8 protein-coding genes, 2 tRNA genes and 3 rRNA genes are annotated in these 17,676 nt (G+C 42.6%); 4 read left to right on the top strand and 9 right to left on the bottom strand.

The genetic code is table 11. The features are described from left to right. Positions 1–3 precede the first annotated feature (3 nt). The gene (locus tag B649_RS05460) at positions 4–2,001 is read right to left on the bottom strand and encodes a glycoside hydrolase family 57 protein (protein WP_015653512.1); all 1,998 of its coding nucleotides are present in this window, start codon (positions 1,999–2,001) and stop codon (positions 4–6) included. Beyond that, positions 2,001–4,508 carry a sugar phosphate nucleotidyltransferase gene (locus B649_RS05455; RefSeq protein ID WP_015653511.1) on the bottom strand — a complete coding sequence of 836 codons (2,508 nt, stop codon included), beginning with the start codon at positions 4,506–4,508 and terminating at the stop codon, positions 2,001–2,003. Before B649_RS05455 ends, B649_RS05460 begins: the two co-directional genes overlap by 1 nt. 156 nt (positions 4,509–4,664) lie before the next feature. Between B649_RS05455 and glk the strand changes: the two genes are divergently transcribed. Next, positions 4,665–5,648 carry a glucokinase gene (gene glk, locus B649_RS05450; RefSeq protein WP_015653510.1) on the top strand — a complete coding sequence of 328 codons (984 nt, stop codon included), beginning with the start codon at positions 4,665–4,667 and terminating at the stop codon, positions 5,646–5,648. On the opposite strand, the gene B649_RS05445 is transcribed toward glk, so the two are convergent. The 7 genes from B649_RS05445 to B649_RS05415 form a co-directional block, all read right to left on the bottom strand. Next, entirely contained in the window at positions 5,645–6,307 is a 663-nt protein-coding gene (locus B649_RS05445) for a tRNA-uridine aminocarboxypropyltransferase (RefSeq protein ID WP_291750949.1), read from the bottom strand. The genes glk and B649_RS05445 overlap by 4 nt on opposite strands. Positions 6,308–6,443: 136 nt before the next feature. Next, positions 6,444–6,559, bottom strand: a 5S ribosomal RNA gene (gene rrf, locus B649_RS05440). Positions 6,560–6,700: 141 nt separating this feature from the next. Then, positions 6,701–9,619 (bottom strand): 23S ribosomal RNA (locus B649_RS05435). Positions 9,620–9,943: 324 nt separating this feature from the next. Next, positions 9,944–10,019, bottom strand: a tRNA-Ala gene (locus tag B649_RS05430). 97 nt (positions 10,020–10,116) lie between these two features. Then, positions 10,117–10,193, bottom strand: a tRNA-Ile gene (locus tag B649_RS05425). A 121-nt stretch (positions 10,194–10,314) separates the two neighbouring features. Continuing rightward, positions 10,315–11,824, bottom strand: a 16S ribosomal RNA gene (locus B649_RS05420). The 16S, 23S and 5S rRNA genes sit together here with 2 tRNA genes alongside, the layout of an rRNA operon. A gap of 391 nt (positions 11,825–12,215) precedes the next feature. Next, on the bottom strand, positions 12,216–12,947 hold the full coding sequence (locus tag B649_RS05415; protein ID WP_015653508.1) for a hypothetical protein: 732 nt from the start codon (positions 12,945–12,947) through the stop codon (positions 12,216–12,218). A gap of 233 nt (positions 12,948–13,180) precedes the next feature. Between B649_RS05415 and B649_RS05410 the strand changes: the two genes are divergently transcribed. Genes B649_RS05410 through B649_RS12150 form a run of 3 tightly spaced genes read left to right on the top strand, consistent with a single transcriptional unit; the run spans position 13,181 to position 17,645 of the window. Continuing rightward, entirely contained in the window at positions 13,181–15,193 is a 2,013-nt protein-coding gene (locus B649_RS05410) for a TonB-dependent receptor (protein ID WP_015653507.1), read from the top strand. Beyond that, positions 15,190–15,720, top strand: coding sequence for a hypothetical protein (locus B649_RS05405; RefSeq protein WP_291750948.1), 531 nt, complete (start codon positions 15,190–15,192; stop codon positions 15,718–15,720). The genes B649_RS05410 and B649_RS05405 overlap by 4 nt, the downstream gene beginning before the upstream one ends. After that, positions 15,717–17,645 (top strand): GGDEF domain-containing phosphodiesterase, encoded by a 1,929-nt coding sequence (locus B649_RS12150; protein WP_015653505.1) that lies wholly within the window; start codon positions 15,717–15,719, stop codon positions 17,643–17,645. The genes B649_RS05405 and B649_RS12150 overlap by 4 nt, the downstream gene beginning before the upstream one ends. Positions 17,646–17,676 lie beyond the last annotated feature (31 nt).

The raw sequence follows: 17,676 nt of genomic DNA, 5'->3' as shown, positions 1-17,676 counted from the left end.
CTCCTATATATACCAGTCACTAGTAAAATCTTCTGTCAAATCAACTTTTAATGACCCGAATCCCGGCAACGATTGGAGTGTTTTGACTCCGCTTTTAAGTTTAAAACGGACATGCACACTCCCATTCGATAAAAAATGATTTCGAGAAAAAGAAAATTCAAGCCGATTTTCAAAGCTATGCGGTTTGAGATTGAGCGATTTTTCACTCTCTTCAATCAATATCTCAATCGAAATATCTTCTAACCCCTCAATATTTCCCTCAAAGGCAACGTATAAATTTTCAGCATCAAATCCATAGAACAGCGTATTAATCGGTCCGCGTGAGCGCTCCATCGTTCCAAATATTTTCTGCTCATCCACATACCCGCATCCCATCCAATCAAAAAAAGTACGTTTCTCTCCGTTTAGCTGTGGCGAGATCATATTGCACGGTTTAATCCATGCGGATTTTTCGGATTCCGAGGAAATAATAGGGATCAAAAGAGTCTCAGGAACCGAGAGCCCCAAAAGTTTGTAAATATCGATCAGATGTGTGCGAAAAAGGGTATCAAATTCATGTGCAAAATTGGTATTGTGATCCTCACCGTACCACCAAAACCAATCACTGCATTCTGAAGCTAAAAGATGGTACTTTATCTGTTTTTTGACCTCATCACTTAACCCGTCTTTATATCTCTCGAACTCACGACGGGTCTGAAAAATCAATTCCCATGCCCGATTTTTTTCACGATGTCCAACCCATGTATCAAAAGTTCCGTGTATCCATGTACCCGGATGAAGATATTCCAAAGCAGAAGTCCCGCTCTGCATTGATATCTCGTCCATGGTCAGGGTATGACACCATGCAGTATCGCGCAATGCTCCATAAAGCCCCTGAAAAAAATCGAATCCGTTGTTGGGGTAAAACTCCCACGCATTTTCTCCATCAACAATGACAAAAACATTCGGATTATCATGATTAAGCGCAATGGTTTCGAGTTCACCCATAAAATGACGGCTCGCATTCTTTCCGCTTCGATGACGATACTCAAACCCGATCAGATCACTCAGAGCATGATCACGAAACCCGATTAAGACGTCATTGAAACGATAGGATTTATAGCGCAAAGCGGGATCGTCGTTTTGGAGCGATCGATACAGAATTGCTTCATCGGTGGCAATCCACTTTATTCCCTCTTCTTTATAAATTTCGACACTTTTTTCATCCACCGCCCCCTCTGCCGGCCAAAAACCGCTCGGTTTGCGCCCAAAAGTTCTCTCATATAAATCAATCGAGAGTCGTACATGTTCGTATGCATCTTCTTGAAGCGAATAGCCCCCTTCAGGCAATACGGTCGTTTCATTCGCTCTTTTAGCATTTTGCATATCGACCAGCAGAGGGAGGATCGGATGAAAATAAGGGGTCGTTGAAACCGATACAATTCCCTGAGATTGAAGGGAAGCGTAAAGCGGAAGAATCTCAGCGATAAATGTAGAGAGTGATTCCAATAACGTCTCTTTATCGTGTTGCGAAAATCCTCGTTTTTGTTCCAACAGCCTTTTGACTTCTTCGTTATGCTGTCGCAGATAGTTTCCGCACCATGCAAGGATAAAAACCACTTCCAAATCAATCAGTTCGTCATCACTAAACGAATCACGATAATAAAGCTCAGCATACCGTTCTATCGGACGAACCATCGTTTCAAACTGCATAGCGGTAATGAGCTTAATGACCCATTTACGCTGCGACTCCTCCAAATTTGAGGGATAGAGAGACCAAAGAGATAAAAAATAATCAAATTTCAGCGGTTCACCATAAAGATGAAGCTGCTCAATCAACGATGCGCTGAGATTAAACGTTGCTTTGAGCCCAGGATATTCGCTCAACAGCCATGGCATTTCATAATAATCTTTGATGGCATGCAAAAAAACCCACGGCATCCTCATCACCCCATCACTTCCCCGATAATCAGGCTGGTGCATATGCCAGAAAAATGAGAGATTCAAGGATGATTTTTTCATCAGGATTTGGCCCATTCCTCGATTTTTGCCTTATAAAGCTGAGTGTAATGTTCCCCTTTCTCATCGTTTTTGGCTTGAATCGTGAGATTTAAAAAATCGCCGTATTGATCAGGAATCATCAATACCCAATCATCTTTGTCAAGCCAGATTTTCACACCATCGAGAGTTGAAGACTCTTTCCCCTTCGCATCACCGAGGAATCTTCGCATCATTTTACCTTTCAGAGCTTGGGTGCAGGGAACCTGAATCGTTACATAGAAAAAGTGCGGTAGAGAATCGATAATTTCAGAGAGTTTTACTCCGTGCGTCACGATCATCTCCAGTATTTTGAGGGTGGAATACATCGAGTCTCGATGGGTTGCAAACTCGGTAAAAGTAAAATTTCCCTCTCCCGTTGCGACCAAATCATACGTTTTCATTTTGGCGGATTTAAAATTAGCGTATTGACCTCGCTCTATTTCGAGGTGGTCAAAATAGACAATATCCGCTGCCCATGTCGGCAAGAAAACTCTTTTTTTCGATCCATGTGCTTTTGCATCCATATTGAGTAGCGTCAATACCACATACAAGGCACTTTGCTTGGTAAGAGGCTTTCCTTCATCGCAAATAATATCAAGTCTTTGCCCGTGAGGATAGAGGATAAAACCGGCATCCAGTTTAAGCGCTTGAATGACAGCGCCCATATCTTCATGGGAGCGTTTAATCAACGTATTGATATTCGAGAGACGATGTTCATCCGCATAAGCGTTAAACATAATATGTTCGACACCTAAATCGTTCAAAATGTCCGGGAACACTTCGGAAGCCAATCCATGTGTCAAATCAACCGCTATACGACAATCGAGACATTTAAACCGATGGGAATGTAAGATTGATTCCATCCCTTTTTTATATTCGCTGTATTCTCGTTTGTGATCGAGAGGATAGATCTGCCCGATTTGCGAATAATCAACCCGTCGATACGTCTCTTTAAAAAAGGCTTTTTCCACTTTTTTGGCAACATCGTTGTTGATTCGAAGTGCTTCATTATTGTAAAAGGTAATGACCGTACTGGTTGGATCATCAATTTTTTGATGAAAATGTACCCCTGCGGTATAGTTATCATGAAACGAAAGACTGCAACGCATGACCGATGAAGGGATCGCGTTGCAATCAACGACATCGACTCCGGCAGAGAGGAGCCCTCCTAAAAATGCCCGTTTTAACATGCGAGAGCTTTTATCATAATGGCGGGAAACCAATACAGTAGATCCAACCGGCAGCTGTGCACCGAATGCCTCAGCGAGTTTTGTGGCCATTTCGCAGGAAAGTTCGACGTTTGATTTACCGATAACCATCCCGTCTTCAAAAATAGAGTTTTTGTATTTACTCCCCAAAATCACACTTCGGCTAACGATTGCGGCATCCTCAATCACTTTATTCGGCCAGATCGTAACATCTTTTTCAATGGTTACGAGTTCACCGATCTCGCACCCTTGCGCTAAAATCAATCCCGATTTGGCGGTTACATTTTTACCGATATGGTTGTTACAGCAGATAACGCATCCATCAAGTTTGGCATTTTTACCGATCTCAACATCGTCCCAGATAACCGTATTGGCTACTTTCGAAGCACTCCCGATCGTAACATTGTTTCCGATTACGACGTTAGTGAGTTTTGAGCCTTTTTTAACCGTTACCTCTTTACCGATGAGAACAATTCCGACCACCTCGACACTTTCATCGAGGGTATTGTCTTCTTCACAAATCAATACACCATCAGGATATTTAACTGCTTCGCCACCTATGTTAAATTTAATTTTTCCCGCCAAAATATCTTCATACACATCACGGTAACTCTCAGGATTTCCAACATCACGCCAGTACCCCTGAGCGTATCCCGCCATCAAATCAATCCCCTGTCGCATTAAAAGTGGAAAAAGATCTTTGGCAAAATCAAAATTCTCATTCTTAGGAATATACTCCAAAATCTCCGGCTCAATAATATAGATTCCGGTATTGATCGTGTCACTAAACACTTCGCCCCAGCTTGGTTTTTCGAGAAACTTCTCTATTTTCCCCTCTTCATTGGCAATAACGACACCGAATTCGAGAGGATTTTCTACCGAGGTAAGTGTGATGGTTAATCGGGATTGTTTCGCTTTATGATAATCAAAAATTTGTTGAAAATCGAAATCGGTTACCAAATCACCACTGATAATAATGAAATTTTCATCCCCGATATACTCTTGAGCTTTTTTGACCGCTCCGGCTGTTCCATAATCATCGTCAGGAACAACATAAGTAATCTTGATCCCCCATGCACTGCCGTCTTTAAAATATTCTTTGATCACGTCAGGTTTAAAATAAAGGAGGATAATAAATTCGCTAATGCCTAAATCACGGAGACTTACAATCGTATGTTCCATCATTGGTCGATTCATAATCGGTAACATTGGCTTAGGGATAGAATTTGTAAGCGGCTGTATTCGTGTTCCAAAACCACCGGCCATAACCACAGCTTTCATTGAGCTCCTTTTCTCTTCATATTAATACATAATTATAATCTTAGAGGTTAATCATAGCATTATTTGAATCCATTTGGTGACATATAGTTACTGGATAGAATCTTAGGAAGAACACGATACAATTTAACCCATAATTTACACCATAAAGGAAACATAATGATCCTTGCAGGTGATATTGGTGGAACTAAAACATCTCTAGCACTCTTTGAAAGAGAGGGTGATAGACTGAAGATACTTTTTCAGCATCAATTTGAAAGCCGAAAGTATGAGAGATTGGGCGATATACTTCATGACTTCAGACAGATGTATGTCGATATACTGATCACCTCGGCATCTTTCGCAATTGCCGGTCCCATCATCGAGCAACGGTGTCGTACAACCAATCTGCCTTGGGAAATATCAGCACATGAGCTAAAAGAGCTCCTCAGCATTACGCAAGTTTTTCTCCTTAACGATCTTGAAGCGACGGCGTATGGCATGCTCTGTTTAGATAAAGATGAATTTATTGATTTGAATCCAAACGCTGTTTATGCAAAAGGAAATTGCGCGGTAATCGCAGCAGGAACCGGATTAGGAGAGTCAATGCTCTATTATGATGGCACATCGTATCATCCGATTGCCTCTGAGGGTGGGCATTGTGACTTTGCCCCTTTAAATGAACAACAAGATGCTCTTTTGCTATGGCTGCGTCAGCATTATCCGAAACACGTTAGTTTGGAGAGGATACTATCGGGTCCAGGGATTTCGGCACTGTATGATTTTTTACATGAAAGCGGTTTTGCACCCGAATCGGACCGGATGAAAAATCTCAGTGAAAAAGAGGATAAAAATGGACATATCAGCAAAAATGCCTTAGAGTTTCACGATCCGCTCTGTATCGAAACACTGAGGCTATTTTGTGAAATTTACGGTGCTGAGACAGGGAATTTGGCACTTAAAACAATGTCATTGGGAGGAGTTTATATCGGTGGAGGAATTGCACCTAAAATTTTACCTTTTTTACAAAGCGATGCATTTATCAATGCCTTTGTTGCAAAAGGTCGTTTTGAACCGATGCTTCGAAATATATCAGTCAAGGTTTCTCTAAATCCGGAAACAGCCCTTTTGGGTGCAGCCCATTTTGCAAAGAGATATAACTAATCTCGCTTTATAAATCGTGCCGTATTAGATTCATTGTTCGTTGCACATTTAATCTGATATGCCACCATAGAGGTAAACGGATCGATAAAATTCTTCAAAGTTCCCTCTTCCAGCACCTCTAATCCTTGATCATTCAAAAGCTCTAAAATTGTTTGTGTTGATTCAATTGTGGATAGACAAAACTCTTTTGGCTGCTCTTTAATCTGAAATTGCGATATTTTGGTATGGGTAAAACTGAGACGAGGCAAGTTCTGGAGATTCCGACTGAGACGAAGCATTTTAACGGAACAGGGCCATGTTGAGTCAATAATGAAGATGACGATCTGTTTTCCACTTCTATCAATTTTTTGAGTGTTAATATTAATACTATTTTTTCCTGGATAAAGGACATAACAGAGATTATTATTGTTATCAATCAAACTATTAATCGCTTTATGCCCGCTAAAATCAATATCAACGTAAAGTTCAGAATTTACTAAAGAGAGATGTGTCAGATGACCGGTACCGTTTTTCGTCTTTTTGAACTCTTTTGGGTGCATTAATATCACAAATTTTGTCTGTGTTTCAATCGGTTTTACGTATGAGCACATACATGAAGTGAGTGGGCGATAGCATTTGTAGCATTTTGGTCGTGCATCGTTTATTGTTACTGTATCCATACTGCTAAACTACCCTTATTTTGGTTGAACGATAGAACTATTCAATAATAAGCTAGTATTTTGTAAATGAAATTGTAAAAATGTGAGATTGTGATTGTTTAAAAAAGAAGTTGGAAAAGAAGGATAAAAATCTGAGGCCAGGCGGCGACCTACGTTTCCACACCTGAAAGATGCAGTATTATGAGCGATGAGGGTCTTAGCTTCCGGGTTCGGAATGGGACCGGGCGTTTCCCCCTCTCTATAGCCACCTGAACACTCAGAATCAATAACACCGTTGGTGTGATTGATTCTAAGTGTTTTTGTCACTTAATTCTTATTGTTAAGTCGTCAACGCGTAACCACATTTGCATTTCACCTTTATGCTTAATAAGGCGGTGAGAGCACAAATCATATGTAAAAAAGACGAACGTTCTATTAGTACTAGTCAGCTGAAAGAATTACTTCTCTTACACACCTAGCCTATTAACCTTGTAGTCTTCAAGGGAACTTCAGGGAGAGTTCATCTTGGAGTTGGCTTCCCGCTTAGATGCTTTCAGCGGTTATCACATCCGTACGTAGCTACCCAGCGATGCTCTTGGCAGAACAACTGGTACACCAGTGGTACGTCCAACCCGGTCCTCTCGTACTAGGGTCAGCTCTCCTCAACTCTCCTGCGCCCACGGAAGATAGGGACCGAACTGTCTCACGACGTTCTGAACCCAGCTCGCGTACCGCTTTAAATGGCGAACAGCCATACCCTTGGGACCTGCTCCAGCCCCAGGATGCGATGAGCCGACATCGAGGTGCCAAACCTCCCCGTCGATGTGAGCTCTTGGGGGAGATCAGCCTGTTATCCCCGGCGTACCTTTTATCCTTTGAGCGATGGCCCTTCCACACAGAACCACCGGATCACTATGACCGTCTTTCGACTCTGCTCGACTTGTCTGTCTTACAGTCAGTCCGGCTTATGCCATTATACTCTACGAAGGATTTCCAACCCTTCTGAGCCGAACTTTGTAAGCCTCCGTTACTTTTTAGGAGGCGACCGCCCCAGTCAAACTACCCACCAGACAGTGTCCTCCATGCGGATAACGCATGCGAGTTAGCTATCAGAATACTCAAGGGTGGTATCTCAAGATTGCCTCCACTGCAACTAGCGTCACAGCATCAACAGCTCCCACCTATCCTGCACAAAAGTATCCCAATAGCAATGTCAAGCTATAGTAAAGGTGCACGGGGTCTTTCCGTCTTTCCGCGGGTAGGAGGAATTTTCACCTCCACTACAATTTCACTGGATCCCTGGTTGAGACAGCTCCCATCTCGTTACGCCATTCATGCAGGTCGGTATTTAACCGACAAGGAATTTCGCTACCTTAGGACCGTTATAGTTACGGCCGCCGTTTACTCGTGCTTCAATTCAATGCTTCGCTTGCGCTGACACATCCTTTTAACATTCGAGCACCGGGCAGGCGTCACACCCTATACATCCTCTTACGAGTTAGCAGAGTGCTGTGTTTTTGGTAAACAGTCGGGAGGGACACTTTGCTGCGACCCGGTTCTGCTCCAGAGGCTAGCTCCTTCACATACTTAGGGCACACCTTATACCGAAGATACGGTGCTAGTTTGCAGAGTTCCTTAACCAGGGTTCTTCCACGCGCCTTAGAATACTCATCTCACCCACCTGTGTCGGTTTACGGTACGGGCGACAATTGTTCTCGTTTAGAGGCTTTTCTTGGCACGACGGCATCATCGATTCCAAGCGCAATCCGAAGATTTTGCTCGGCCTGTAAGATCTCGGCCTAATGAAACACGGATTTGCCTATGTTTCAGCCTACGTCCTTCGACCCACTATTCCATCAGTGAGCTCGATTAGCCCTATGCGTCCCCCCATCACTCAAACGAACAATTGTCGGTGTTGGAATATTAACCAACTTGCCATCGTCTACCCCTTTCGGACTCGACTTAGGTCCCGACTAACCCTACGATGACGAGCATCGCGTAGGAAACCTTGGGTTTACGGCGAAGCAGATTCTCACTGCTTTTATCGCTACTCATGCCTGCATGCTCACTTCCAAACGCTCCAGCACTCCTCACCGGTATACCTTCAACGCTGTTTGGAACGCTCTCCTACCACTCGTATAAATACGAATCTAAAGCTTCGGTGCGTATCTTAGCCCCGTTATATTTTCAGCGCAGAATCGCTAGATCAGTGAGCTGTTACGCTTTCTTTAAAGGATGGCTGCTTCTAAGCCAACTTCCTGATTGTCTCAGCAACTCCACATCTTTTTCCACTCAGATACGACTTTGGGACCTTAGCTGTTAGTCTGGGTTGTTCCCCTCTTGACGATTGATTTTATCACCCACCGCCTGACTCCCGAGATTACGCATGAAGTATTCGGAGTTTGAAAGGGTTTGGTACCGCGGTAAGCAGCCCTAGCCCTGTCAGTGCTCTACCCCTTCATGTTACGACTCGAGGCTATACCTAAATATATTTCGGAGAGAACCAGCTATCACTAAGTTTGATTGGCCTTTCACCCCTATCCACAAGTCATCCGAGGGTTTTTCAACACCCACCGGTTCGGTCCTCCACTGGCTCTTACACCAGCTTCAACCTGCTCATGGATAGATCACTTAGTTTCGGGTCTGCAGCATCTGACTAATTCGCCCTATTAAGACTCGCTTTCGCTACGGCTTCCCGTGAGGTTAACCTTGCCAGACACCACAACTCGCAGGCTCATTATGCAAAAGGCAGTCCGTCACCCTTCATAAAGAATAGGGCTCCGAATGATTGTAAGCCATAGGTTTCAGGTTCTATTTCACTCTGCTCACCGCAGTTCTTTTCACCTTTCCCTTACGGTACTAGTTCGCTATCGGTCTGGTAGTAGTATTTAGGATTGGAGGGTGGTCCCCCCGGCTTCAGTCAAGATAACACGTGTCCCGACCTACTCTGGATCCTGCTAGCTGTCTGTCAATTTCAAGTACGGGACTATCACCCTCTATGGTCGAGCTTTCCAACTCATTCTTCTATCGACTCGCAATGCCGTATGCAGTCCGCAACCCCGATTGCAAGCAATCGGTTTGTCCTAATCCCATTTCGCTCGCCGCTACTTTGGGAATCTCGTTTGATTTATATTCCTTCAGGTACTGAGATGTTTCACTTCCCTGAGTTCGCCCCCCGTAGGGTAACATACCTCTCGATATGTTGGGTTGCCCCATTCGGAAATCCCCGGATCAAAGCTCTTTGGCAGCTCCCCGAGGCTTATCGCAGCCTAATACGTCCTTCATCGCCTCTACCAGCCAAGGCATCCACCTATGGCCCTTAATATCTTTTTCTAATTTGCGCTCACCGCCTTATTAAGAATAAGACGGTGAAATGTGTTTGTAGTTACGTTTGGATTAATACACTTAAATGAGCAAAGCCCATTCAAGCGGCAAGGACAAATGTCCTTTGCAATCCCCTAAAGCTTCCTGCTTGCGCAGGAGACTCAAGAAATCTATCAATCCTTAGTTAAATTTGTTTCTCATAGATTGCTCTATGTCAAACATATTTAGTTGACGACTTAACAATAATAATTCAAATAACATTAGACTTTTAAAGTCTAATTCAAATACTCTAAATTAAGTACTTGAATCAGACTTCGTATTCTGATCTAGATCTGGTGGAGAATAGCGGGATCGAACCGCTGACCTCCTGCGTGCAAAGCAGGCGCTCTCCCAGCTGAGCTAATTCCCCAGATAAGTGATCGTGATTTTGAGAAAGAAGTATAAAGGTGAGGCAAAGCGTACTCTAGTACGTGAAGCCGAAAGCTTTATGCTTATGTCTTAAAATCTGGTGGGTTTGAATGGACTCGAACCATCGACCTCACCCTTATCAGGGGTGTGCTCTAACCAGCTGAGCTACAAACCCATATGTATTATGTCAAATAACATGGATCACTGAAAACTAAGTAGGTAAACGGTCAAGACAATACTTCTGTGAGATTTTTTAAGATGACGCAATCCAATGAAGGATTCGTCGTTACTCTTAGAAAGGAGGTGATCCAACCGCAGGTTCTCCTACGGTTACCTTGTTACGACTTCACCCCAGTCGCTAATTCCACCGTAAGCGGTAGCCAGTTTGGCATCCCGATTTCGGGTGAAATCAACTCCCATGGTGTGACGGGCGGTGAGTACAAGACCCGGGAACGTATTCACCGTAGCATAGCTGATCTACGATTACTAGTGATTCCAGCTTCATGTTCTCGAGTTGCAGAGAACAATCCGAACTGAGAGACGCTTTAAGAGATTGGCTCCGCCTCGCGGTATTGCAGCTCTTTGTACGCCCCATTGTAGCACGTGTGTAGCCCTGGCCGTAAGGGCCATGATGACTTGACGTCGTCCTCACCTTCCTCCTCCTTACGAAGGCAGTCTCGTTAGAGTGCTCAGCCGAACTGTTAGCAACTAACGACGAGGGTTGCGCTCGTTGCGGGACTTAACCCAACATCTCACGACACGAGCTGACGACAGCCGTGCAGCACCTGTGTGTAGGTTCTAGCAAGCTAGCACCCCCTAATCTCTTAAGGGTTCCTACCATGTCAAGGCCAGGTAAGGTTCTTCGTGTATCTTCGAATTAAACCACATGCTCCACCACTTGTGCGGGTCCCCGTCTATTCCTTTGAGTTTTAATCTTGCGACCGTACTCCCCAGGCGGAATGCTTAATCTGTTAAGTGCATCACCGAAGAGACGAGCTCCCCGACGACTAGCATTCATCGTTTAGGGCGTGGACTACCAGGGTATCTAATCCTGTTTGCTCCCCACGCTTTCGTGCCTCAGCGTCAGTATCATCCCAGCAGATCGCCTTCGCTTTTGATATTCCTAGTGATATCTACGGATTTTACCCCTACACCACTAATTCCATCTGCCCCTTCTGAACTCTAGGCTCCCAGTTTCAAATGCAGTTCAATGGTTAAGCCATTGGATTTCACATCTGACTTAGAAGCCAGCCTACGCACCCTTTACGCCCAGTGATTCCGAGTAACGCTTGCACCCTCCGTATTACCGCGGCTGCTGGCACGGAGTTAGCCGGTGCTTATTCAAGAGGTACCGTCATTATCTTCCCTCTTAAAAGGAGTTTACACACCGAAATGCGTCATCCTCCACGCGGCGTTGCTGCATCAGAGTTTCCTCCATTGTGCAATATTCCTCACTGCTGCCTCCCGTAGGAGTCTGGACCGTGTCTCAGTTCCAGTGTGTCTGATCATCCTCTCAAACCAGATACCCGTCATAGCCTTGGTGAGCCATTACCTCACCAACTAGCTGATAGGACATAGACTGATCTCTTAGCGAAAAAACTTTCCCGACTTACCTTAAAGTAAGAAGGAGTATCCGGTATTAATCACCGTTTCCAGTGGCTATCCCGAACTAAGAGGTACATTATCTATGGTATACTCACCCGTGCGCCACTAATCAGGAGAGCAAGCTCTCCATCATCGTTCGACTTGCATGTGTTAGGCACGCCGCCAGCGTTCACTCTGAGCCAGGATCAAACTCTCCATAATTGGTTTGTCCAATCCTATGACCCAAGATGTTAAAATCATTGGCTTCATAAATTGTTATCTATTTTACTTTTTGGTGATTGGTTAACCCAATCAAAGTAAATAGACGGTTGTTGTATTGTGTTGACATAAGGTCAACGTCTCGAAGACACCGTCTCGAACCGTTTGACCTACTTAGTTTTCAATGATCTCAAACTCAAACTTGACTCTTCTTTTCGAAGCGTCTCATCGTTTGTGGACGGGAATTATAGGGGATTTAGTCTTAGATGTCAAGAGGTTTTCGAAAGAATTTACTATAAAATTACAATGGATTCAAATGGTTACATAGCGTTATGAAAGTGACCAAAAAGAGCTTTCATTATAATAGAGATTTTGACTATGAATCGACATTGCTTTATTGCATCATGTAAAGATTATTACTCGAATCGCATGCGGCAATAAAAAGATCTTTTAACTCGCGATCAAATGTCATGACATAAACATCACTATTGTTAAGATTAAGCTGCTTAAAGTTCTCCAGCAAAATACCGTCCGCTACATTTTTACCGTGATCACATTTGGTAAAGTTGAACGATTTGAGTGTTTTGCCATAATCATAAAGGTTTGCTTCCCATTCATCTTTAAATAAATAGAGAGAATCCGGATTAGCGGCGATGTAAATATGATGATCTTCTATTGAGTATTTATCAATCAAGTCATTAAATATCGGAGCTATATTGGAAAAATTTTCAATGTCCCAGAACAAATAGGCACTGCTTGCAGACGTTTTGGTACTCTTGTTGACCAATGTCAGCCTCTTCGCGATATTAAAATGGCTGTGAGCCATATCGTTGATCAGTTCAATGCTATTTTTGACTTTTATGGCATCCTCCGTGTTAAAACGCAAAATCTTCCCCAATTCGATGTAGAGTTCCAAATCCTGAAGTTCCTGCCATGCTCCCCCTTTTTGATAGAAGCCAAGAGCACGGAGTTTTCCGGGAGAAAATAAAAGATTAACCTTTATCGGTCTGCGAGAGGTATAAGCACGCGTTACAATGGCTAAGACTCTACGTCCGTTTTCGGTATCGGGAAGTTCGATCGAACCATAATATTTTTGATTGATAATGATTTTTTGTACACTGGGCATTAAAAGTTTCCTTATTATTCGCAGATATTTTAACGCGGATAACTTAGAAATTTATAGGAAAAATGGAAAATAATAAAAAAAATGTTTTATTTAATTGGAATAAAAATAATAACTCATTATTATTTTTCGAAAAGTTACACTAACTCCCTTATTATCATCTTTTTAGCTTTTTTTTTACTCTCCTTTAAACACCCTTCAGCAACAATGAGAAACTAAAATAATAAGGAGATTTATTGAAACTATCCATCTGTGCTGTTTCAGTGATCGCCCTTGTTTTAAATGCCAATGATAGTTCTATTATTACATCTCTGAATGATGATATGCTTCAGACTGCACAAATGGCAACTCAAACCAATCATAATATCGATTACCAACCTTTTATCCTCTCCATTTTACACAATGATGACATCTCAAAATTGGGGATCAAAACTTTGGGAGAAGCACTGATGCTAATTCCGGGTGTTGATATGGCTACCAACACGATGAATAATCGAACACCAATTTTTAGAGGTTCCAATCCTACCGCGTATGGCCAATCGACCCTCATTATTGATGACGTGGTTGTAAACGACGATCTGTTCAGCAACTACAACTCTTATCTCGATTTTCCGATCGAACTGATTGATCGGATTGAAGTGGTACGCGGCGCCGGAAGTTTCATCGAAGGGGTAAACGGATATGCAGGAACCATAAATGTAGTTACTCATGCACAGCATGATTCTCTGCGTACTGAAACCGGAACTCTCTTTGGTTGGGGAGGAAATAACGCTATGATGGGGCTAGGCGGATGGAACAGATATCATGGTGAAACATGGAAACTCTCTCTTGATGCATTCACTCAACGCCATAATCAAAAAACACCTATTAGCGTTATCGATGCAGCAGGGCGTTCCGGATATGCACAATTAGGCATGGAGCAGAACGGCTTTGGAATAGCCTATGAAAATAAAGGATTCACGTTACGCGGTCGATACAATGATTATCAAAGTGACAGTGCATTCGGTAATCTTAATATTCTCCCGAATGAGGATGGGAAACTTCAACAGCCCACATGGTATATTCAGGGCAAATACACACTTCCCTTGATTCAAGACATGCGCCTTATACTTAAAACATCCGTCATGGAAAATACCTGGCAGAGTGATTCTACTCCTCTACCGGTAAATTTTGTCTACAACAGCATTACCTTGCCTGATGGTTACTCTGCATCATTGCTTATCAAAAGTCGCCGTATAAGCGGTGGGGCTTCTCTTCATTACACCGGATTTGAAACTCATCATATTACGGCAGGAATCGAATCGACTTGGGACAAAGCCGTCGATATGCACTCTATCACCACCAACAAAGTTACAGGTATCGGTATGGTGGATTATACCGATACACCGCAAGCCTTTATCGATGCAAAAAGTGCCAAACGTCAAACTACCAATCTTTTTCTCAGTGATATGATCACGATCAATGATATGACAGCAGTTGCATTTACGGTAGGTCAAATACAAACATCTGATATAGAGTCACATACAAATGGACGAGCAGCTATCGTTTATCAGCCGAACCACAATAATATTTTCAAACTGATGGCAGCGTCTGGATCACGAAACCCTTCTTTTCAAGAGATGTATATTACTCCAAGCGCGTATGGAACCGGGAATCAAAATCTTACCCATGAACATGTCCGTTCAATCGAAGCGCAATATTTACGAAAACTGAATTCGAGTCTCACCGCAGGACTCAATCTTTTTTACATCGAAAATTCTCAACAGATTGTCCGTGATGAAGCCGGGAAATTTCAAAATTATGGAAAAAGTACTATGGATGGGGCGGAAGCCGAATTACACGGGAAATTCTCTTCCGAAGATACCGTCTCACTTTCTTACAGCTATCTTCATGGAAAGACAGAAGACAATCAACACTATGAAGCCGCCCTCCCCTACACGGCTTCGCATCTGATCAAAGCTGCCTATACCTATGATCTTTCTGATGATTGGACCTTAGGGGGTGTTTGGCAATATGTTGGATCCAAAAAGCGTTATTCTCCTGATACGCGCGATGCTTTAGCAGCATACAATACACTAGATATTGCATTAGGTTGGAATATGAATACCCATAAAGGCTGGTATGCCCAGGGGGTAATCAAAAATATTGACAATACGATAGTCCGCTACCCTTCCCCTGCCTCAACCTATAGAGATGATTATCCGATCGAAGGTCGAACATTTTTGATTCGAACAGGATTAAAATTTTGATGCGGATTTGGGTTCTTTTTTTCATTCTCCTTCTTAGTGTTCAGGCAGAAGATACCCTATTGCTCAATTCTCATATCAAGATGATCCCAAAAATCATGGCTCTTGACACACGATTATCGGCTAAATCATCATCCAACAAATCAATTTTGGCCATTGTTTACGAAGGAAATCGTAAAAATGTGGCCCAAAAGATCGCGGATGAAATCAATCTTAACCATAATGGAAAAGTAGCCAACCTATCTTTTAGCACAGTGGCACTTTCAGTCGATGAAGTTCTTGTGCGCCAGGATATTTCTTTTACCTATTTAACTAAAATGAGTACGTCATCCACCCGAAAAATAGCAGCATGGGGTATAAACAATACAATACCAACCTTTTCGTATGATATGTCTAATCTTGAAGAGGGCATATTGGGTTCAATCGCCATTGAACGCTCCACCGTCATCTACATGAATAAAACTGTCCTTAAAGAGGGGAAATTTCGTTTTAATGATACTTTATTCCAAATTGCGAGACTTATCGAATGAACCGTTTTAAAAATGCACGACTCTCAACCAAACTCTTTTTTAGTCTGGTGATCACTTTTCTCATCATCTTTGCAACCATTACTTTCGTAACTTTTGTAATCGTTCGTGATTTGACTATGAATACCCAAAAAGAGAAAGCCGCTTTATTGATTGATGCGGTTGAACCGTCCATCTCTTTATCCCTATTTTTAGGGATAAAAGATATGGGAGACAAACTCTCTTCTATCACACGTCTTGATGAAGTTATCGCGCTTAAAATATCTGATAATAATGGGAAAAATCTCCTCGATTATCAGCAATATACAACATCTTCTCCCTATGAATCCATCAAAATATCTAAAAATCTGATGGAACCCTCATCCCTTAAACCAATCGGTTCCATCACACTCACCTACTCGGGTGAAGAATTTAACAAAACCATGAATCGGTTTTATACCCTTTATGGATGGATGGCCCTGAGTGTTTTTGGAATCCTTTGGCTGATGCTCATTTGGATTAATCGACTCTTATCGCCGATTAAAATGATCGCTCGAAAAGTTCGAAACTTTAAACCGGGCGAAAAAATAACCTTTGACATCCCCTATGCCCAACGTGAATTTACTCAAATTATCCATGCATTTAGAGTAATGCAACAAAGTGTCTGGGAATATTCGCAAGAGATCGAAACGATTAATAAAAATCTTGAAATTAAAATTGCTGAGCAAACCCATGAAGCGACGCGGCACCTTTATTATGACAATCTCACGACCCTTCCAAATCGTCTTAAACTCCAAGAAGATTTATCGACAAAACAGAGTAATACGGTTGCTATTTTAAACATCGATGATTTTAAAGAGATCAATGATTTCTTCGGAATCGATGCAGGAGACTGGCTTCTCAGCCAAATCGCTCACTGGCTTGTCGAAATGAAACTCTCCCCTTATCGGCTCGGTGGTGATGAATTTGCATTTCGTCTAAAGCAGGGAAGCACATCAGCCGAGTTTCGCCATAACATCGAAATGCTCCTTTCCCTTTTAAGTGAAAAGCTTTTTATGATTTCAGAAGAAACGGTTCATGTCCGAGCTACCGTCGGTATTGCAATCGACAGCGAAAAACCGCTCATTCATGCCGATGTTGCGCTTAACAAAGCACGAAGCGCAAAACAACCGTATTCCGTGTATGACCAATCTGAGGGAATTGAACAACAATATCAAGCCAACATTGCGATGTCTGCTCGCATCCGTCAGGCTTTAGTCGAACACCGAATTGTTTGTCAGTATCAACCTATCGTCTCCTGCAGCAGCGGTAAAATCGAGAAATTCGAGACCTTGGTACGGATTAAAAACGAGGACGATTCACTGATTGCTCCCAATGATTTTCTACCAATTGCCCAAAAAACCAAACTCTACCATCACATTACTCAAGAAGTTGTTTATCAAGCATGTAACCTCTTTGCGGCACGGCATGAGCAATTTTCGGTTAATCTCTCCGGTAGTGATATTTTAGATAGCAGAACCGTATCGACGATCGAAAATATTCTCCGCCAAACCGGTACAGCCGATCGGATAATTTTTGAAATTTTAGAGTCTGAGGGTATTGATAATTTCGATGAAGTTGCTTCGTTTATCTCTCGGATGAAAGCACTGGGAGCAAAGATCGCTATCGACGATTTTGGAACAGGCTATTCTAACTTCGAAAACATTCTCAAACTCAACGTTGATATTCTCAAAATCGACGGTTCACTCATCAAGTCAATCGATGAAAATCCGCGCCATCGAATTGTCGTTGAAGCAATTGTTGACTTTGCCCAGCGTATCGGAATCGATACGGTTGCCGAATTTGTATCTTCCGAAGAAATTTTACAAAATGTAACCGATTTGGGCATTACCTATGCACAGGGATTTCATACGGGAAAACCGCAGTTTTTAAATCAACAACTGATGTAAAATTTAAAGCCAGCCATGTTATAATTCCGAA

Origin of the sequence: Candidatus Sulfuricurvum sp. RIFRC-1, assembly GCF_000310245.1 — a bacterium.
Taxonomy (GTDB): Bacteria; Campylobacterota; Campylobacteria; order Campylobacterales; family Sulfurimonadaceae; genus Sulfuricurvum.
The sequence above is the reverse complement of the archived record's forward strand: the minus strand, read 5'-3'. Positions and strand labels throughout refer to the sequence as shown.

Excerpts from the sequence above, each read along its gene's own strand:
- B649_RS05460 (WP_015653512.1), bottom strand. The coding sequence starts at position 2,001 with ATGAAAAAATCATCCTTGAATCTCTCATTTTTCTGGCATATGCACCAG.
- B649_RS05455 (WP_015653511.1), bottom strand. The coding sequence starts at position 4,508 with ATGAAAGCTGTGGTTATGGCCGGTGGTTTTGGAACACGAATACAGCCG.
- glk (WP_015653510.1), top strand. The coding sequence starts at position 4,665 with ATGATCCTTGCAGGTGATATTGGTGGAACTAAAACATCTCTAGCACTC.
- B649_RS05445 (WP_291750949.1), bottom strand. The coding sequence starts at position 6,307 with ATGGATACAGTAACAATAAACGATGCACGACCAAAATGCTACAAATGC.
- B649_RS05415 (WP_015653508.1), bottom strand. The coding sequence starts at position 12,947 with ATGCCCAGTGTACAAAAAATCATTATCAATCAAAAATATTATGGTTCG.
- B649_RS12150 (WP_015653505.1), top strand. The coding sequence starts at position 15,717 with ATGAACCGTTTTAAAAATGCACGACTCTCAACCAAACTCTTTTTTAGT.